The sequence below is a fragment of the Paraburkholderia phymatum genome (assembly GCF_038900715.1).
Lineage (GTDB): Bacteria > Pseudomonadota > Gammaproteobacteria > Burkholderiales > Burkholderiaceae > Paraburkholderia > Paraburkholderia phymatum_A.
Genome location: NZ_JAYMRZ010000012.1, coordinates 227,621 through 245,236, shown reverse-complemented (window position 1 = coordinate 245,236; position 17,616 = coordinate 227,621). Strand labels below are relative to the sequence as shown.

19 protein-coding genes are annotated in these 17,616 nt (G+C 62.4%); 11 read left to right on the top strand and 8 right to left on the bottom strand.

Features of this window, described 5'->3' with window-relative positions; all coding sequences use genetic code 11:
* Positions 1-238: 238 nt before the first annotated feature.
* Together VSR68_RS22820 and VSR68_RS22815 are read right to left on the bottom strand one after the other, a co-directional pair.
* Entirely contained in the window at positions 239-451 is a 213-nt protein-coding gene (locus VSR68_RS22820; RefSeq protein ID WP_342942001.1) for a hypothetical protein, read from the bottom strand.
* 121 nt (positions 452-572) lie between these two features.
* Entirely contained in the window at positions 573-1,019 is a 447-nt protein-coding gene (locus tag VSR68_RS22815; protein ID WP_342942000.1) for a helix-turn-helix transcriptional regulator, read from the bottom strand.
* A 133-nt stretch (positions 1,020-1,152) separates the two neighbouring features.
* Here VSR68_RS22815 and VSR68_RS22810 point away from each other — a divergent pair, with 133 nt between their 5' ends.
* The 11 genes from VSR68_RS22810 (at position 1,153) to VSR68_RS22760 (ending at position 10,162) form a co-directional block, all read left to right on the top strand.
* On the top strand, positions 1,153-1,392 hold the full coding sequence (locus VSR68_RS22810) for a DNA-binding protein (protein ID WP_342941999.1): 240 nt from the start codon (positions 1,153-1,155) through the stop codon (positions 1,390-1,392).
* A 76-nt stretch (positions 1,393-1,468) separates the two neighbouring features.
* Positions 1,469-2,347 (top strand): ParA family protein, encoded by an 879-nt coding sequence (locus VSR68_RS22805; RefSeq protein ID WP_342941998.1) that lies wholly within the window; start codon positions 1,469-1,471, stop codon positions 2,345-2,347.
* Positions 2,344-4,089 carry a ParB family protein gene (locus tag VSR68_RS22800; RefSeq protein ID WP_342941997.1) on the top strand — a complete coding sequence of 582 codons (1,746 nt, stop codon included), beginning with the start codon at positions 2,344-2,346 and terminating at the stop codon, positions 4,087-4,089. The genes VSR68_RS22805 and VSR68_RS22800 overlap by 4 nt, the downstream gene beginning before the upstream one ends.
* Entirely contained in the window at positions 4,089-4,745 is a 657-nt protein-coding gene (locus VSR68_RS22795) for a hypothetical protein (protein WP_342941996.1), read from the top strand. The genes VSR68_RS22800 and VSR68_RS22795 overlap by 1 nt, the downstream gene beginning before the upstream one ends.
* Positions 4,746-4,755: 10 nt before the next feature.
* Positions 4,756-5,238 carry a hypothetical protein gene (locus VSR68_RS22790; protein ID WP_342941995.1) on the top strand — a complete coding sequence of 161 codons (483 nt, stop codon included), beginning with the start codon at positions 4,756-4,758 and terminating at the stop codon, positions 5,236-5,238.
* A complete protein-coding gene (locus VSR68_RS22785) occupies positions 5,235-6,803 on the top strand; it encodes a hypothetical protein (protein ID WP_342941994.1) in 1,569 nt (522 codons plus the stop codon). The genes VSR68_RS22790 and VSR68_RS22785 overlap by 4 nt, the downstream gene beginning before the upstream one ends.
* Before the next feature lie 169 nt (positions 6,804-6,972).
* On the top strand, positions 6,973-8,043 hold the full coding sequence (locus tag VSR68_RS22780; RefSeq protein ID WP_342941993.1) for a PFL_4669 family integrating conjugative element protein: 1,071 nt from the start codon (positions 6,973-6,975) through the stop codon (positions 8,041-8,043).
* A gap of 16 nt (positions 8,044-8,059) precedes the next feature.
* Complete coding sequence (locus tag VSR68_RS22775; protein ID WP_342941992.1) at positions 8,060-8,548, top strand: hypothetical protein; 489 nt, start codon at positions 8,060-8,062, stop codon at positions 8,546-8,548.
* Positions 8,549-8,680: 132 nt separating this feature from the next.
* Complete coding sequence (locus VSR68_RS22770; RefSeq protein ID WP_342941991.1) at positions 8,681-9,250, top strand: single-stranded DNA-binding protein; 570 nt, start codon at positions 8,681-8,683, stop codon at positions 9,248-9,250.
* Positions 9,251-9,333: 83 nt separating this feature from the next.
* Positions 9,334-9,600 carry a hypothetical protein gene (locus VSR68_RS22765; RefSeq protein ID WP_342941990.1) on the top strand — a complete coding sequence of 89 codons (267 nt, stop codon included), beginning with the start codon at positions 9,334-9,336 and terminating at the stop codon, positions 9,598-9,600.
* A gap of 259 nt (positions 9,601-9,859) precedes the next feature.
* Positions 9,860-10,162 (top strand): HU family DNA-binding protein, encoded by a 303-nt coding sequence (locus VSR68_RS22760; RefSeq protein WP_342941989.1) that lies wholly within the window; start codon positions 9,860-9,862, stop codon positions 10,160-10,162.
* A gap of 56 nt (positions 10,163-10,218) precedes the next feature.
* Here VSR68_RS22760 and VSR68_RS22755 read toward each other — a convergent pair whose 3' ends face one another.
* From VSR68_RS22755 to VSR68_RS22730, 6 genes are all read right to left on the bottom strand, one after another.
* Positions 10,219-11,433: a hypothetical protein gene (locus tag VSR68_RS22755; RefSeq protein ID WP_342941988.1), complete on the bottom strand. Its 1,215-nt coding sequence runs from the start codon at positions 11,431-11,433 to the stop codon at positions 10,219-10,221.
* A gap of 15 nt (positions 11,434-11,448) precedes the next feature.
* Entirely contained in the window at positions 11,449-12,321 is an 873-nt protein-coding gene (locus tag VSR68_RS22750) for a hypothetical protein (RefSeq protein WP_342941987.1), read from the bottom strand.
* A 280-nt stretch (positions 12,322-12,601) separates the two neighbouring features.
* Positions 12,602-13,858, bottom strand: coding sequence for a conjugal transfer protein TraB (locus tag VSR68_RS22745; RefSeq protein ID WP_342942025.1), 1,257 nt, complete (start codon positions 13,856-13,858; stop codon positions 12,602-12,604).
* Positions 13,859-14,045: 187 nt separating this feature from the next.
* Positions 14,046-14,396: a DUF3085 domain-containing protein gene (locus tag VSR68_RS22740; protein WP_342941986.1), complete on the bottom strand. Its 351-nt coding sequence runs from the start codon at positions 14,394-14,396 to the stop codon at positions 14,046-14,048.
* A gap of 45 nt (positions 14,397-14,441) precedes the next feature.
* Positions 14,442-16,739, bottom strand: a complete 2,298-nt coding sequence (locus VSR68_RS22735) for a DEAD/DEAH box helicase (RefSeq protein WP_342941985.1) — start codon at positions 16,737-16,739, stop codon at positions 14,442-14,444.
* Between the two features lie 120 nt (positions 16,740-16,859).
* Positions 16,860-17,471, bottom strand: coding sequence for a hypothetical protein (locus tag VSR68_RS22730; protein WP_342941984.1), 612 nt, complete (start codon positions 17,469-17,471; stop codon positions 16,860-16,862).
* Positions 17,472-17,616: the final 145 nt, after the last annotated feature.

Below are 17,616 nucleotides of genomic sequence, written 5' to 3'. Positions count from 1 at the left end.
GATATGTACTGGCGCGATCGCGTCGGCTGCTGCTTGTTTTTAATGCGAGTCCGCAGGCATTTGGCTTCTATGCGATGAGGTCGGCGGTATGGCCGCCGGCATTGCGCAATGGAATTACTGTGCGCGGCACCGAGGCTATTCCTGACAAGCTGGTGCAAGATTCCAGTACCGTAGAAACGATTCAGGTAGTGTTTGATTTATCGAGGCCCCCCTCGGCAACCTGCCTGGATGCGAGGCTCTATGATCGTCCGCTGTCCTCAATCTCTTCCGTTGAGACATGAATTTCCAGGCAGTGCGTTGCGTCACGTGGAATGAAAAGTTGAATGCAAATATGCGTTTCCGGAATCGATGGAACCCGGGTTGAACGCCGGCAGCGGGAACGCAGGGTGACCTCTTCGATTTCCTTGCCCAGCTCTTCGAGTTCCTCGCGGATATCTTCTCGACGCCCCATAGAAGACCTCCTTTACGAATGCACGGTTGTCGGGCTTAGCCGGAAAAAACGGTACGCGTTAAGCTTAGCCTTCGATGGATGATCGGTGAGCGCTGTTTCGCATTTTTGCTCGCTGCGCCGGTCAGCGAAACGTCCGCGTCAGGCGGCCGATCCGTGAGTCTTTCAGGATGTCGTCTGCGGTGTCGCCCAGGAGCTGGCATTGCTCGTAGAGCAGGCCAACGAGCCGTGCCTTTTTCTTCGCGTCGAGCGGTACTGGCAGGCGTTGTTCGATTCGCTCAACCGCCATCAGTACGTTGTCCAGCGTTTTCTGATCAAGCCGGCACCGCACATCACGATCGAAGATCATGTTGCCGTCGCCGGTGAGCAGCCACACGGGGTCTACGGCAAACTGCTCGTATAGGCCGCGCAGCAGTTCGACGGGAACTGCACGCTCGCCACGTTCGTAGTTCGCATAGGCGCGCAGTGACAGTCCGAGCTGACGGGCCATCTTGTCCTGGGACAGATCAAGACGCTCGCGCACCTGCGCAACGCGCTGATGGTAGTTACCGTGATCGGTGGTGCTTGACATGCGTGTCTCACGTTCCTAGAGTGATTTTGTACCTTGATTATAGGAACGTTCGAGTAATGGACAAGACTGGACGTACCTGGGCGAAAACAGCAGACGGTGGACCCGTCAGGGTTGGTCTGTTCAGGGAGGCCGAGTGACGAGCGGGCGGTTCTACACGCTGGAAGAAATCGCGCGTGAGTTGCATATCGCGCCCGCGACCGCGCGTAACCGCCTGACGCTCGGGTTGCCGATGCCGCCGTCGATACGCGTGGGTCGCCGCCGTCTCTTTCCCGCGGACGAGTATGAAAAGTGGATCGCTTCGCAATTGACGCGCTCTGACGGTGGCGATGCCGCCGGTGACGGCGGCAGTGGTCAATATGGCCCGTCTCCCTGATCGACGTAGTTCAGCCCTTCTTATTTCTGCAACCGACTTTCTTCTCAAGCGATGACGCTGTACTGGATATCCCACCGTGCCGGCTGTTATCTCCTTCGTCTCCACCAAAGGCGGCGTCGGTAAGACGACCGTCGCCGCTAATCTGGGCGGCCTGCTCGCAGCCTTCGGCCTGAAGGTCCTCGCGATCGACGCAGATGTCCAGCCGAGTCTAAGTAAGTTCTTTCCCGTCCATTACCGTTCACCGCGCGGTTTGAGCGCCGTCGTGACCTCAGGCGGCAATCCAGCCGCAGACTGTATCAGCCGGACGATATTTTCCAATCTCGATCTCATCTATTCCGACACACCGGACGCGGGCCTGCAGGATTGGCTCAACCGGCGAGAAGACCGACTCATGATCTTACGTCGGGCGATGCGAAGCCCGCTGATGGAAGCCTATGACGCCGTTCTCATCGATACGCAAGGCGCGGTGGGTGAGCTGCAGAAGTCGGCGGCAATGGCGGCTGACGTCATGGTGTCACCCGTGAAGCCCGATGCGTTGAGTGCCGGGGAGTTTGCTTCGGGGACGATCGCGATGCTGGATGACTTGAACCGGCTTGCCGATTTTGGCGAACCGTTCCGCTCCGGTGATCTGCTCGCGCTGATCAATGCGCATGAGCGCACGACTAACGCGAGAGCACTCGCGGCTGTTCTTCGACAGCGGTTCTCTGACCATCCGAAAGTCAGGGTGCTCGACACGGTTATCCCGTCGGCCGCAGCTTATGCCGCAGCCGCAACAGCACGCGTTCCTGTTCACGATTTCGATCGTCGTCGGAGTTTCGGGAACTCGGCCTGGAACGTCATGCATCGTCTCGCGTGGGAGCTATTCCCATCGCTGGCGAATGTCTATGCGGGTTCACGTGCACGTATGATCGACTGCCCACTGACCGCTGACAGCGCGCACGGGGCGATCGCATGAGCACATCAGGCCAAGCGACCAACGAGGCGCGGGAACGCCTTGCCGCACGGCGCCTCGACGTGCTGTCGCCCGGGCCGCAATCGCCTGAGCCGCAGTTCGCGTCGGTGATCCGCCTCAAGATAACCGACGTGATGGTCTACGAGCGCAATCCGCGGCGGGCGTCGCACGAGCGCATCGCCGAACTGAAGGAATCCATTCGCGCGAATGGTATCGAACAGATCGTGACCGTCACGCGCCGTCCTGGCGAGACGCGTTATCTGGTGGCCAAGGGCGGCAACTCGCGTGTGACGGCGGCGACGGCTCTCTACGACGAAACACGCGACGAACGCTTTCTTCACTACGACTTCGTCTATGTGCCGTGGCCCGGCGAGGCAAAGCTGTTGGCGGCACACCTGCGAGAGAACGATCAGCGCGCGGACCTGTGCTTTTGGGACAAGGCTAACGGATATCTTGCGCTGAAGGCCGACCTCGAAGCCGAACGTGGAGCAACGCTGTCGCTGCGCGAGTTCTCGCGGCTGCTTGAACAGGAGGGCGCTTCGGTGAGCCATGTGCTTCTCTCGCTGTTCCAGTTCGCGGTTGACCGTCTGTCGGCGCTTGGACCGGCCACGTTGTACCTGAGCCGGCGCGCCCTGGTGGATGTGATCCAGCCGGGTATGGGCGCGATGCTGCGGCTGGCCAAGCGGTTGGGTCTGGACGATCGCTGGATGCAGGAGCGCGTGATAGACCCGGAACTGGTCCAGATTGCGATGGCGTGCAGCTCCGATCGAATCGTGGAAGCGGCCGGCGCGCCGGAGGAGCGGACACCGTTTGACGCCGCACAGTTGGTGAGTGCCTGGCGCCGGCGCTTTGCAGGCGAGCTTGGCGTCGGTGGCGACGCGCTCGACCAGATGTGTCATCTGCTTGAGCACATGCCCAACGTCTCTGGAGATGACCTGCGTGAGGTAGGTCGTCTGCCGGTGCAAACGAGCAATTCACCATCTGCCGCATCGGTTGTAAAGCAAAACGATCCACGGATCATGCAGGGCGGATCCGGGAGGCATTTCGACGATCAGATGAAGTTGCCGGACAGTCGCGGCACGCCTGCCGCGCCTTCGGATGCCGCCGAGCAGCGGCCAGCCGGGTCCACCAGCGAGCCATACAGGCGCAACAGTGAGTCGCATGGGGAATCAACGCAGGTCGCTGATGCCGGTCAGCGGGTGTCGCAGGCTGCGTCCGGTACTGGTGAGGCTAACGAAGACGAGCTCTTTCGGGAAACCGTGCTCGCCTTCGCACGGACCTGCGGTCTCGACGGCTGCATACGCGACGCGCCAAGCTTGCCGTATGGATTCATGGTCGAGCCACCACCCCCAAGCAAATTGCATTTTTCGCTCGATACCGAGGCGCAGGGTGACGAAGGCGCACTGAACCGGTATCTCGGTTGGTGGTGGCTCATCAGCCTCTCAAGGCAAAACACAGCATCAGGCCTCGAGCGCGTGCCCCGCGACAGTCTATATGCGCAGATAGCTCGCGACGAAGACTCGTGGAACCGCGCTTGTGACACTAGCATCGGCGAGCCGCTGCTTGCGGACCGTATGGACGTGATGTTCGATGTAATGCTCAATCCGGATCGCCCGATCGGTCAATGGTGGTCTGAGTTGATCCGCGTTGCACGCGCTTTCCGCGCAGTGCACCCTGATCGCTTCGCTTCCCCGCGCTGGCCAGAACTCGCTGCTGACGAGCGACTTCAGCGGGGAGGGCCTTGATGGACAAGGCTCTCCTACCTGTTGAAAGTGCGGCGCTGGAGCATGTCGTGCTCCTCGAGCTGATCGCCTATTCGCGCCTCCAGGTTCAGCGGGGGGATCCGCGTAATGAGGATCACAAAGTTTCATGTGAAACGAATTCGTGCCAGAAGTCGCTCGTCTTGCGGTTACCAGATTCCCTGCCGGACGTGATACGGCGCGTGCTGGGCGACGGCCGTGCGCCGGCACTCACACGCGATCTGCTGGCCTCTGGCGCCTTGCGCGTCTTTGTCGACACCGGCGCGCTGCAGCGCCGATGTGAGCTGATCGAGCGGCAGTGGCGAGACGAATTCCTGCTGCGTGCCTTTGTCGAGAGGCAGGCCAGCCTCCCGATGGTCCGTGCGTTTTTCCGCACGGCTACGCGTGCAGCCATTGTCCGCTTGCGAAGCGAACTGGGTGTGGCGGCACCTACCAAACCTCGCGCGCTGTCGCCGTCCGAGCTCAATGCGCTATTTGACGCGTGGGCGCGCCTTGCGAGCATCGACGATCTACGCGAACGGTATCTGGCTCTGCACGTGCATTGTCAGGCGCAATGGTCACTCGCCACGCTTTTTGCCGCGCTTCAACCCGAGACGAGGAAGTCTCGGGGGGCGTACCGCCCTGTGGATTCCTCTTCATAGGAGCCTCTCCATGTACGACATGCGACTTGATCCGGAAGGCAACCTTCTGCCCGGAAAAACGTGGTCCGATTCACCCGGACTGCCGCCCGCCGAATCGGAGTTCATCCTCTCGATGCTTGACGTGCCCGTCACGATCGACCGGTGCTTCATTGAGATCTGCGGCGATCTGGCCGCCGCCGCGATGCTGACGGAACTATCGACGATCGAGAGCGAAACGGGGCGCAGGGATGCCTGGCTGCCGGTCGCGCCGGACGAGTTCGGTCGCAGACTCGCGCTGTCGCACCAGCAGCAGCGAGCCGCACGGCGCCTGCTTCGCGCGAAGGGCGTGGTTGCGCACCGCTCTCGAAAGACGGTGAAGACGCCGCCCATCGATGAATTCCGCATCCTGTGGCCGGCGGTGATGACGCTCATGCGTCAGAAGGCCGAGGAGCGCACGGCCCACATCGTCTGGCCACCGCAGCGTCGGCTACAGCCGGAGCAGGTGCTGCCATGATGCCCGGAAGCCATCCCTATATCGTCGAGTTCGAGGCAATGTGGGTCATGCTGAGACCCTATCGGCCCATCGCCTTCGGGACGCGTCTCGCCCGCATCACGGGTCATCCGAAGGACGCGATGCTGCTCTCGCAGTTGGTTTACTGGACGCGGCGTGGCCGCGACGTGGAAGCCAACGGTGGATGGGTCCATAAGACACGCGACCACTGGTTTCTCGAGACCGGACTCTCGCGCGAGGAGCAGGAGAATGCGCGGCGCCGCTTGCGGAACAGAAAGCTGCTGATGGAGTGGCGCGGTGGTCAGCCGGCGCGTTTGCATTACCGCCTGGAGGTGGAGGCGATATCCGATGCGGTACGGTTGAATTGCCGGCTCGTCGGTACGCTGCCCTGGTCGATCGAGGCGATACGCTCGGACGAGTATGCGATGCAGGAAATGCTTGGGCCGACGGTGGCGTACCGGCGCATTTTCGTCGACCTTGTCGGTAACGTGAACGCCGCGCTGTTGCTCTCGCGGATGGTCCAGCTGCAGCGCCGTGAGGCCGATCGGCAATGTACTTGGTTCACGCTTACAGCGACAGAGTGGCAGCGCACATTGGGACTGAACCGACGCCAACTGGAAAACGCCAGGGCACGGCTGGTGCGCCAGGGCTTGATCCGCGAGCTCGTGCGTCACCGCACCGGCAGGCGCGTGTTCACCCAGATCAATGCGGCGGAACTGAAGCGTCAGCTCGAACGTCTGGTGTCGGGCGGTGACATGCGGCAGCGACTCGCGACGCGCAAGAGTCTGCTCGCGCGGTGCCTGCTTGTCGAAGACGAACGGCCTGCTCCAACGATGCCGCAGGCTGTTGCCCCGGGTAACAGCGCCGACATCAGCATGCCATCGTGCGCAACTCGCCATCTGCCGCTTACATGTGGAAACAGCGGGGCGTGGCCAAAGTCGCCAACCGGAAGTCCCCGGCTGGACACCATGCCTTCCGCCGCCGTCTTACCATTGGCGGGTTTAATCCATTACCGATGGCGACAAACGTGCTTTCCGGACGCGCGCGTATACAGGACGATTACATACCGGACTACGACAACCACCGGTCTTGCGCATTCATCACGCAGCGGCATCAAGGTAGTGGTAGGCATCGATCTCAAGTCGTCTCACCTAACCGACGCGGAGCTCGCCGGCCCGCTCGTCTGGCCAGCCGTGGTCGCGGAGAGCGAACGGAAGCTGATCGCGTCGCACCTCGCGCGTATCCCTGGCGCAGACCGCCAACTGCTGCTGGACGAGATGGCCGCGAGCCACCGGCACCAACCTGTCCAACTGCCGGTGGCATACATCGCAAGTCTCGTGCGGCGCTATGTTGCAGGCGAGTTTGCGCCCACAAGGGCGCATCTGGAACGGGCTGTGCGAGAGCGGGCCGCTCGTATGCAGCTTGCGGAAGCAACCGCAATGTCGGCGCGCCTCAACGGCGATGTCGAATCGCCGGTTTCAACGCGCGAAGCCGCACGCTCGCATCTGGCGACAATCCGCGACGTGTTGCGCGCTCGATCGGCACGGCCGGCGGCTTGCCATGCGTGATCGGCGCCATTGCCTCTGCGCGGCCGTGAGCGTGCTACGGCCAAGTATGGCTGTTACCCCGGGTAACAGCAATCGCCTATGTCGAGGTGTGCAGCGACGTGTTATCCGGGGTAACACGGCTGCGTTCGCCATCTTCCCTGGCTGAAAGTCTGTTTGAAGGAGCCCTTTCATGGATACGTCGTCTGCCGATAGTCACCAAGCTGATCCATCCATCGATGCGTTCTCGCGCTCTGGTTCGTCGCCCTTTGCCGACGGCTATGACCTCGACGCGGAGCGTACGGTCCTCGCGCATTTGATAGCTGAGGACGATCCGGATCCCGCTGATCCGCTGTTCGGCCGCTATCAGCTCTTTCTCGAGCGCGAGGAAGCGTTCGATCACATGCAGCAAGCGCACACTCTGCGACAGGGGAGTGATGCGCTTGTGCGGCCGCACGAGGCGCAGGCAATCGGCCGCATCGGGCAGCTTGGCAGTGACGGTGCCGACCGCATGCGGCTGCATACTCGTGACGCGATGCGCCTGTTTCTTGGGCGCTCGGTTGCGCCTGGCGAACAGGGGCACGCGATGGCGGGCGGTCGGCGCGTCGCCGCCGCGCTGCGCGCCTTGTGGTCACTGTCGGGCAACGACAACCCCTACGCCGACTGGAAGCTTGTCGAGATCGCAGAACGCATCGCCGGTATCCGGCGTGCCAACGAGCTGGAGCAACAGCATGCCCGCCAGTTGCTCGACGACGCGCGTGAAAAAGGACTCGAATATTCTGTGCTGCAATCCCGTGAGCCGGCGCAGGTGTCGCTCGGTTTTGGTTCGCCTTACGGCTACATGATCGTCATGCTGCTGGTCGAACTCGACTACCTGGTGCGCCTCGTCCGCTCAACGGTACTGCGCGACTTGATGTCGTCGACCGAAGGTTTCCGGCGCATCGGAGCGGCGAAGCACCGATGCCTGTCCGTGTTCCACTTCGCGGTGCACTGCCAGAGGGTGCTCACGCGCACAGAACTGCTGCCGCTTTCGCGCGTCGACTTCCTACCGAACGCGGATGCTGCCGCAGCGAAGCGTGTCGAGGTGACGCGGGCACTGCTCGGCGTGCTGCCACGCGATGTGTTCACCGGCGAACGCGAACCACGTCACAGCCGGCGGCGCGTGAGCCGCCTGTCGGACGCGGAACTGCGGCTGCTCGACAGTGTGCCCCTGTCCGCGGACGATTCGATTGCGGCCACTGCGGCAGACGCACTGGTGCAATGATGCGAGGACTGCCCCAATGACGGATCGCACTTCGGATCTGGATCGACGTAGAAAGGCCTTTAAGGGTAAGGGGACGGGTGTTGGTCAACCCGTGACGGCCCTGCCGGTATCGAGGGTCGCGGGCCAGGCGGGATTTCGTGTGCTGCTGCGCTCGTACGAACACTGGCTCGAGGAGACGGTGAACGAGATGCAGACTCTGGCACTGGAGGCCGCGACCGCGGGGCTCGATGTATCGCTGCGCTGCGTGCGGGTTGCGCTGGCGAGCGGGGCGACGCGCCACCGACTCGACTGGTACCTTCGCGGCGAGCCGCATGCGGTGGCGTGGGCGAGCGTGAAGGCCTGTTTCAACCGCGTGCCTGCGCCGCTGCGCCCATACCTGCAGCAGTGTAATGCACGCGCGAAAGAGCTCAACGCATTGGAGTCGGTTTTCCGTTATGCGACGAGCCAGCTCACGATGTATCTGGAACACGGCACAGTCAAGGTTCGGAGGACCAGCGACGCGTGAGTCGCTATAGAGCCTCCCGGCGTTGAGCCGATTGAGGCTCATTAGGTTGCGGCAAAGCGGCCATTCAAAACCAAAGGCAGTGGACAGCGCGCTCGATTCACAGGGGCAATCCCTTGATGAATGGAGTCCACCATGGGCATCTATGCAGAACTGGTCGGCAACGTGCTGGCGTCGCCCACGATGAAACAGGTCAATACTGGCAGCGGCGCGCGCCGCATTGTCGAGCTGCGCGTCATGTCCGCCAGTTACAGGCGGCTCGACGACGGTTCGCTGGAGCAGCGTGACGGACGAACGTTTCCGGTCGACGTGACGATCTGGAACGAGCGCCTGACCGAGCGCGTCCTGCAGCACGTCCGCACCGGCGCGAGCGTGGTCGTGCGGGGCGACTTCTACGTCAGTCCGTGGATCAACCGCGACAACGAGCCCGACGCCGGTGCCCATATCGACGCAGAGTCCATTTCGCTGAATCTCGTGCGTATCGACCAGGTGGTGTACCGCCAACGCCAGACGCGCGAGTCCGATGCACCCGCGCAGAACGAAGGTGCGGGCGAGCAAGCCGGTCCGTCCGACGGCGAAGCGGGGGAATCCACGTCGGGCGACGAACCAGGCACGCAGCCGGATCACGCGGACTCTGATGCGGCTACCTCTGGCCGGCCCGCAGGCCGGCGTTCGCGTCGCGCGGCGCGAGCCACCGCCGAGTAGCCTGCACCTGCGTCGATGTCATGCGCGAGCGCATCGTTCGCCGTGCATGACTTCTACGCTGGATTACGGCGGAGGACGCGGAAATGATGGACGTTAGCTCTCCGGCCATGCCGGACACTGAGGAACTGCGGATGTTGCGGGCGCTGGTGTATGAGGGCGCAGCGCTCGCGCGCCACGGACGGTATGTCGCCCGGTTTCACCGATGGATCGTCGAGGTCTCGTACGAGGGCTGCTGCAGCGCGGGTAGCTTTGCACAGGTCACTGTCGAGATCCGCTGCCGCCATGGCGGATTACTCGCGCGCACCTGTCTGGTAGTTGACGGCCGCGCTGACCGCGAGATTGGAGGATGAGGGTGCTTGTGTCATCGCGGGATCGATGTTTTTCGCGCAGGAGATTGCCGCGTAATTGCCACGTGATTGCTACGTTTAGGCAAACGGCCGTGACCGTCCATCTGCGAAGTTGCGGCTTTCGGGCGCCATCTCGAAGCTGTCGAATCGGCGTGAGAGGGCTTGTGCGGTCAGCTGTCTTCGCGGTACGGTACGCGGATTGGTTTGCTGACGCGGCCGTCCGCGTAGCTGACCAGGCAATCTCGGGCCATCTTATTTTGCATTGACAGAAGGAGAATTCATGAACAAGCAGGAATTGATTGATGCCGTCGCGGCTGCGACGGGTTCGAGCAAGGTCATTGCGGGCGAGGCCATCGATGCTGTGATCGGCGCGATCACGGAGGCGGTGGTCAAGGGTGATACGGTGCAACTAATCGGATTTGGCTCGTTCAGTCAGGGCAAGCGTGCGGCGCGCACGGGCCGCAATCCGGCGACCGGTGAGGAGATCAGCATCGCCGCCGCGAAAACGGTGAAGTTCACCGCGGGCAAGGGGTTCAAGGATGCAGTCAACGGCGGCGAGCGGTAGTAGCGCTATCCCATAACCGGCTACCTCGGCGACGATCGCGCTTCGCCGGGGTGCAGCTACCGGATATAAGGCGCGAGCACCTTGCTGACGAAAGCGGAGGCTGCACTCGGCCCGAACTGTTCCCGAAGTCGCGCGTTGATTGCATCGCGAGAAGGTCCGTTCACGCGGGCCGCATCGCTGAGCGCTGCATAGGCATCGAGCACATCTGCCGACGTAATCTCGTATCCGGCACCGGCGTCGATCCAGCGCAGTGCGGCCATGCCGCAGTTCATCGCGAACGCCGGCTGCCGCTGTGCGAACTCGCGTGCTGCCCGAATCAGGGTGCGCGGGTCGGTCGGGCTCCTCTGGATGAGCGACATCGCCAGATCGAAGAGTCCCGCGTCCTTCGCGGCAGCAAACCATTTGCCTTCGGAACCGGGCTCGCTTTCGATCAGATCCTGCAGAATTGTCGCCTGCGATCGCCCGGGATACTTCTTCACGATGGCTCGGAAGGTCGCGAGATACGTCCCTGCGCGGTTAGCGGCGATGGCATATCGCTGATAGGCTTCGTCCGTCATGCCGCTGGCGAGCAGGATCGACTCGCATGCGAGGGCGATCGCGCTTTCCGGCGCATGGGCGCTACGCGACTGCTCGGCATAACGCAACGCCTCTGCAGGCCGACCGAGCGCCACCAGCGCCTTGACGCCCCATTGTCGGTAGCCCCACCATGTCATGCGCGCGGAATCCACCAGCGCGAGCAGTTCGTCGAATCGTTGCGCGACGTAAAGCGCACTCATGCACGCGGTCGCCCCAACAAAGAATCCACCCTGTCGGTCGGGGCCGATCACATTTGCGGTAATGGGCAGCAACCTGTCCGCCCATGCGGATGCCATATCCGGTGTCGCACTAAGTTGCCCCCATACATCAGCGAGGCGTTCGATATACGGTATCTGGTCTTCCTGCAACGCCTCAAAGAGACGTTCCAGCCACGCCTGTCTGATTGTGGAATCAACTTTGGCAGCAGCAATCAGGGGAGCCAGGGCATCGATGGCCCGATTGACCGCGGTGCCGATCGCACCAGACGAACTGTCGACCTGTTCCAGTGCCGGAGACAGTTTTTCGAGCAGGAGCACCGCACCTTCGGCGGCAAGGATGGCGTCGGAGCGCGCCACCAGCCGGATTTCGACGACCGCTTCCTTCAGGCGCTGGATCGGTAGCGCGGATTTCCAGCCGAAGGCGTTGCGCCGGAAACGGGCGGCGAAGGACCATCGATGTGAGTTCGTATGTGACATCCGCGTCCTCAGCGTTCAGCGCGTTTTCATATAGAGCCGGTAGAGGGGATCGTGAAGGTCGCGCAGATCGCGGCGGCTCTCCATCAGTTCGTGGTGACGGCCCTCGCGCTCGAGCGCGAGCAGCCGAAGCACCAGTCTTGCCGCGCGTTCGGGCTCTGTATCACGGCAAGGTTGCGCCTGCTTCAGCAGGGGGGCGAGGCTGGTTTTCTGGATCAGTACCCAGGCGGGAAACCAGGCGAGGTCGGCGACATCGCCGCTTCCTTCAAAAGACGCATCGAACGCCCGGCGCAGGGTATTAAGCGAGCTGTCTTCGAGGTGCCGGAGCAGGCCAGCGAAACGGGTGGGAGCAAGCCATGCGAGTTCGGCCAGAAGCGACCAGGCGGCCTCGAGACCATCAAGCCGGTATCGGCATTCGGCCATCCACATCAGCGGCGCGGGAATGCGTCGCCATGATTCGATACGCGTGACGGCGGTTTCAGCGGCTTTCCAGTCACCGGTATGCAGGTAGAACGCGGCGCAGTGCGCATCGGGCTGGGCCGCACGGAACGCCAGACCGCCGGCGCGCTGCGCGAGTTCGTTCCAGAACGGCGCAAGCCATGCGATGGCGGCCCGTTCGCCCATCAACTGGTTCGCCGAGGGCCGGGCGCGGGCCAGCAGCGTTTCGCGCGCGGCAAGCGCGGCGTCATGGTTCGCGAACGGTAGGTTGCACCGTGCTTCGAGAGCCGTCACGAGCGTGTCAAGTGACACAAAGGCTGCATCGTCCGGATATTCATACCCGAGGAGTTGCAGCGCTCGCCGGGCGCTGGGAGCATCGTGGAGTTGTAATGCCGACAGGACATCGTTGCGCAGCATCACATCACGGCTGTCGTCAAAAATATCGAGTTGCATGGGTCGGACTCAGAAGAGCTGGTCGCCAGGACTCACAAGGTTATGCCACTTCACTACGCTCCTCAACGGGCGTCCGTCTTCAAGGATGGACTCGATAACGGCGCGCTGGCCGCTCGCCTCGGCAACCACGCGGACCATCCTGTCCCGGTAGCGCATCAGCGCACCGATCGGTGGGCAAACGAGGCGCTTTCGTCTTCGGACAGCATTCGGCATCGCGGCATCAGGACAGCGGGAGCGGGGACGTGACGGATTATCCCACGCATCCCCGTGCCGACGGACGCTACCGGTTCACTGCGCGCAGCAATGGCACACCGGACAGTCGGGCGATAGCGGCGATACCCTGGCGCTGGATGTGTGCGAGCGCAAGGTTCGAATCGAACCAGCTGTTGGACAGACTGACGATCACATCGGGCGATTGCAGCAGGACGCGCCAGTGCGGCCACCACAGTAGATCTTCATAGCAGATCGAGAAGGCTACGCTTTTGCCTGCGACCCCGACGTATGGCTGAGTGAGATTCCCGCGGATCGCGCTGACGGCCGCACCGGGGCGCCACAGCGCCGCTGGCACCGGCTGGCGACTATCCAGGCGGCCGTGGTCCGCGCCGACGATGACCGCGCTGTCGGTGTACCGGAACGGCGTGACGGACACGGTCAGGTCCATGCCGACGATCAATGTGCGCTTCGCCGCGGCGAATCCTTGGATATCGTCACGCCACCAGTAGCCCATGGCCGGGCGCCACAGCCCCACGATTTCCTCCGGAAGGACAACGACGGTGGCACCTTTGCTGAATGCGCGCTGCGCGATGGCCTGGACCTGTTGTGTCCGGGCATAGAGCGATGCATAGCCGGACTGATCGAACCGGCCGAGGCGTGTGTCGAGTGCTGTCCATCGGGACGGTACGACTGGCGCGCTAGCCACACCGCGCGCGACGACGGAGAGGATCACCAGCAGCGTTGCAACCTGTCGGGCGAAGCGAGCGCGTGAAATGGAGGCCGTGCACGCGGTGGCGGTGATGCCAAGTACCAAGCCAGGCGCCTTCCAACCTGGAAACAGGGCGCTGGCAACATATGCTGGCGATAACCACCCAATGATCCCGAGTGGCGGTACGGTCACGAGCATCGTCGCGATGGCGGCACACAAGGAGTGGCGTGCGGCGCTCGCGTTCGGTTCGGGCTTGAGTACGGCCCACGGTGTCGCCAGCACGCATGCCTGCGCGATCCAGAAAGCGACGCCGAGCATTAACGCTTCCGGTCGCGTCAGCTCTCCATAGCCGGGAAAGAAGCGCATGCTCACGACGGGAATATCCCGTGCGCCGGCGAGGTAATAGCCGATCCAGATCGCGAACGCCGAGGTGCGTCCACGCACGCGCGACCATACGGCAGGCAGGAGCAGCAGGAGCACCTGCCAGTGCCCCGGGTACCATGTGGCCAGCGCTATGAGTGCGCCGGTGGCGATCGAAGCAACGCATGCGAGCGCATGTGGGACAGGCTGGACAGTTGCGCGCGCGAGCCGAAGACGTGGCGGCAGCGAAAACATGGGGTTCACAGGGAGACACTCGTCAATGGGCCGGTCGATGCCGGCCGGTCCTTCCCCAGTGAAGCGCGCGCTGCACTGCCGAGGATAGGACAGGTTTTGCTCGCGCGCTACCGTCGATGAAAAAGCGCCCGGTCCCGGAAGGGATCAGGCGCATCATATTGAAAGGGAGTGAAAAGAAGGGAGACCTTCAGGACTGCGGGGCGACGGCGTCGATGTAGAGGTAACCGGCGTCGGCAAGGATCCGGAGATCGAAGCCTTTGTCGATTACGCGGTCAAAGACCGCATCGGCGGGGTCGAGATGTTCGACGAAATCATCGCCGCCGAATTCTGTCCGGGCGCGCTCCCACCAGTCGTTGAATGGCACCGTATCGGGATTGCACTCGACGGCCCACGCGATGATGCTGCGTCGGCCATTTTTCATTTCGCCTTTCTCCGAGAGCATGTAGACGCCGTGATCCTTCACCAGCACCATTCGACATTGCTGTGCGCGGGCTTCGCAGATCACGGGGCGTAGATCCGCTGCTACGAAGTGGATCATGATGAATTCCTCCGTGAGGGGATGAGTTAGGAGATGCGGTTCCAGCTATTCCTGGCTCACGAGTTGCCGCGCGAGCGCAACTTCGATGCTCTCTCCGCCCTGATTGAGAATGTCGAGACCGGACTCGGGCATGTCGCCGGAGGTGGACTGCGAAACGGCAATCTTCTGTGCCATGAGCTTTAGACACCGCATCTGCGCGGTCCCCTCATACCCAAGAAAACGTACCGTGACGTCGAGCGTCTGGCCAATTCGCCAGCTTCGGCGTGCGGCCTGTTGCAGCGTATAGACGTTGTAGCCCGACTGGAGAAAGGCGATGGTGGGAAACTCAAGCAGGTCGAGCCCGGTCTTGACCAGTTCGGGGTTGGTGATGATGACGTCGGCGCCACGCTCAAGTTGATCGGCGACCCAGTCCTCACGTTTCTCAGCAGGGACACTCGCGCGAAGAACCGATGCCCTGACACCTACCGCATCGAACAGGTTCTTCAGTCGTACCGACGTATCGCGCGTGCCGGTATACGTCGTATAGACCAGCGTGCGCCGGCGGTTTAGCAGTTCGCCGCGAACGAGTCGCAAGAGCTCTTCTTCCTTGGGGCCGGGTTGATCGTCGCGCAGCAATGCAGGCACGCTGGCCAGGATCCGCTTCGTGCGAGGATGACGCACGATTTCAGGACGGAAACAGCATTCCGGCCACGCGAGCAGCGCATTGAGCACCACGCCGAGCAGGCTCTTGTCGCCGCAGCGTAACGCAGCGCGCAGTTCCGATGTGAGCATCGATTCGAGCGTGCGATACGCTGCTGCCATTTCCTCGGTCAGCGCAACTGGGAGGAGAGACTCGTCATAGGGCGGCAGAACGTTCTGGCCGATCTGCGAGAGCTTCAGGAAGGCCGTATACGGCACGACGTACCGCATGATGCCCTTTGGACCGAAGCCAGGACCTTTCACCGTCGAAACGCTTTTACGGTCGCCTTTCGCGGTGCGGTGCGAGCCTTCGTCGACCTGCTTGTGGATATCGATGAGCACGCCGTGCTCTCGCATGAACGCCATTGTTGCGGCCGCCATCGAGCCGTTCCTGTTGTAGTTGAACCCGTCCTCGATCAGCATGGCTGGATTCAGGCGATAGAGCAGGTGATAAAGGTCGTCGGCGTAGCCGCCCATCAACGTACCCGTGAGCAGCAACGTTTTCGACGCCTTCCGAGCGAGTACGCCCATTGCCTGGCCCTGGGCCGAGTTTTCATTCTTGTATTCGTGGCCTTCGTCGGCGATCAGCAGACCGAAGTAGCCTTGTGGCAGATACCGCTTAACGAACTCTGAGGCTTGGTAACCGCCTTGCCCGAATGAGATTTCCGTATGGGCGAGCGCGCGTTCCATGCGCTTCGCCTGCCGGTCCGAGAACACGAGTTCGCCGCTGTCGTCCATCAGGTTAATGAACTCGTACAGGTTATCCTGCAGCATGTCCGCGAGCATCGATTCGCCAAACCGGGAAAGCAGGCGTTCGGCGGTTTTTTCGCCGACGGTAGGCATCTGCAGCAGCGCTCCCTTCACGAGCTCGCGCATCGACCGCGTGCCCTGGCCTTTCGGTGCCAGCGTCCACAGTCGTTCGCCACAACTGCACGCGCGACGCTTCTCGTTGAGCGCGGGACGAGCCTGGGTAGGTGTCAGCGGATTGCCGTCTTCGTCGCATACGAACTCGCCGCAGGCAGGACAGCAGGCAAACACGCGCGTGATGGCGTCCGTCTCCATATCGAGGGTTGCGACGCGGCGGGCGAAGGCAGGCTTCCAGTCGAACCCCATGCGCATGCGTACGCGGCCGAGAATGAAAAACTCGGGTACCGTTGGCCGCGAACGCATGACACGGAGTTGGAGGAGCTTGCGCAGCGTGTCCGGGCCATTGAGGATCCAGACACGAGCACCCGACACCGTGCTTTTGATCTCACGTCGCCACTTGTACACGAGGTGCGGCGGCGCGATGACCAGCGTGCGCGGAAAGCCGCAATGATGGAGCAGGACAGCCACACCGATTCCCATCAGCGTCTTGCCGGTACCCATTTCGGCATTGATGACGCCGCCCGGTGCGTGTTGCGTCAACAGTGTCGTGATCGCATGAATCACTTCCCGTTGCGCCGGGAACGGTTGTCGCGACAGTTCGTCGAGCAATGCGTCCCATTGTAAAGGGCGCTGCCCATCGTAAATCGACGGGTTTTGTTGGCGGACGGCGTCAAGCAGGCCGGCGCCAAAGTTCGAGATGAAGTCCGGCAGGGCGATCACGTCGCCGGCATTGTCGTCAGTTGCGATGTCGTCGCGTGCGGCATCGCCGTCGACGACGGCGGATTGCAGATCTTCCATGATGCGTCTCCAGAAGATGCGGGCCACGTGCCCCCGGGACGGGATGCGGGTCCCGCTGGATTAGAGAAATTGAAGGAAGGCCGCTCATCACTTCAGAGACGGCCAGCTCAGTCAGGCTCGTTAGTCGATTGCGAGCGCACCGCTGCGGACGAAGCCGGAAATCGCTTCAGTGAACGAGTCAGGGAGCGCGATCCGAAATGCGTCGAGGCGTCCGACGGGTGCAGAGGGTGTCTCGTCGAGCCTGCTGACCAGTCGTTCACCGAGTTCGGTGAGGACTAGCGAACGCCAATGCGGCAACAGCGGTATCGGACTGAGCTGTTCAATCAGCGACCAAGCACGTGCTTCCAGCGCCGCCTCGTCGTGCGCCTGCGTTTCACGGTCAACCAGCAGCCATGCCGAGCCGGTGGCCTTTGACGGTGTTAGCAGCGACTCGTCGTAGATCCACGTATGCACGAGGTTGCCGAAGAGGTTGTCCTTCGGCAGACGACCGCTGTATTTGTCCAGCCGCCGCGGATCGCCGATAGGTACGGCGGCGATCGTCTGGCTGCTGTCGGGGTCAATCAGGGTGATCTGACGGATGCCGCCTTCCTGGACGCCCAGATGCAGCGAGGCGTACAGCTGCTGAACGGCGCCATCGCGACCGAAGACAGATACGAAGGCGAGCTCACCGTCGGGTGCACGCACGCAGGCGTCGATGAAGATGTCCTGCAGTTCCTTGATGGGATACAGCATGGGGTGCTCCAGCGTGAATGCCCGGCGCACCCACCGGGCGCTGACCCGGGCGGGTTAAAGGACCATTCCGTGGCTCCTGCAAGGGAGCTGCCGATGCGCAGATGAAGGCGCCGGAAAGAGCGGCTGGGGTACGGCTGAAGGTGTC

Bases quoted from the DNA above. Each gene is read 5' to 3' on its own strand.
- VSR68_RS22800 (WP_342941997.1), top strand. From the start codon at position 2,344: ATGAGCACATCAGGCCAAGCGACCAACGAGGCGCGGGAACGCCTTGCC.
- VSR68_RS22780 (WP_342941993.1), top strand. From the start codon at position 6,973: ATGGATACGTCGTCTGCCGATAGTCACCAAGCTGATCCATCCATCGAT.
- VSR68_RS22770 (WP_342941991.1), top strand. From the start codon at position 8,681: ATGGGCATCTATGCAGAACTGGTCGGCAACGTGCTGGCGTCGCCCACG.
- VSR68_RS22745 (WP_342942025.1), bottom strand. From the start codon at position 13,858: ATGTTTTCGCTGCCGCCACGTCTTCGGCTCGCGCGCGCAACTGTCCAG.
- VSR68_RS22775 (WP_342941992.1), top strand. From the start codon at position 8,060: ATGACGGATCGCACTTCGGATCTGGATCGACGTAGAAAGGCCTTTAAG.
- VSR68_RS22820 (WP_342942001.1), bottom strand. From the start codon at position 451: ATGGGGCGTCGAGAAGATATCCGCGAGGAACTCGAAGAGCTGGGCAAG.
- VSR68_RS22740 (WP_342941986.1), bottom strand. From the start codon at position 14,396: ATGATCCACTTCGTAGCAGCGGATCTACGCCCCGTGATCTGCGAAGCC.
- VSR68_RS22815 (WP_342942000.1), bottom strand. From the start codon at position 1,019: ATGTCAAGCACCACCGATCACGGTAACTACCATCAGCGCGTTGCGCAG.
- VSR68_RS22730 (WP_342941984.1), bottom strand. From the start codon at position 17,471: ATGCTGTATCCCATCAAGGAACTGCAGGACATCTTCATCGACGCCTGC.
- VSR68_RS22785 (WP_342941994.1), top strand. From the start codon at position 5,235: ATGATGCCCGGAAGCCATCCCTATATCGTCGAGTTCGAGGCAATGTGG.
- VSR68_RS22795 (WP_342941996.1), top strand. From the start codon at position 4,089: ATGGACAAGGCTCTCCTACCTGTTGAAAGTGCGGCGCTGGAGCATGTC.
- VSR68_RS22735 (WP_342941985.1), bottom strand. From the start codon at position 16,739: ATGGAAGATCTGCAATCCGCCGTCGTCGACGGCGATGCCGCACGCGAC.
- VSR68_RS22755 (WP_342941988.1), bottom strand. From the start codon at position 11,433: ATGTCACATACGAACTCACATCGATGGTCCTTCGCCGCCCGTTTCCGG.
- VSR68_RS22750 (WP_342941987.1), bottom strand. From the start codon at position 12,321: ATGCAACTCGATATTTTTGACGACAGCCGTGATGTGATGCTGCGCAAC.
- VSR68_RS22765 (WP_342941990.1), top strand. From the start codon at position 9,334: ATGATGGACGTTAGCTCTCCGGCCATGCCGGACACTGAGGAACTGCGG.
- VSR68_RS22790 (WP_342941995.1), top strand. From the start codon at position 4,756: ATGTACGACATGCGACTTGATCCGGAAGGCAACCTTCTGCCCGGAAAA.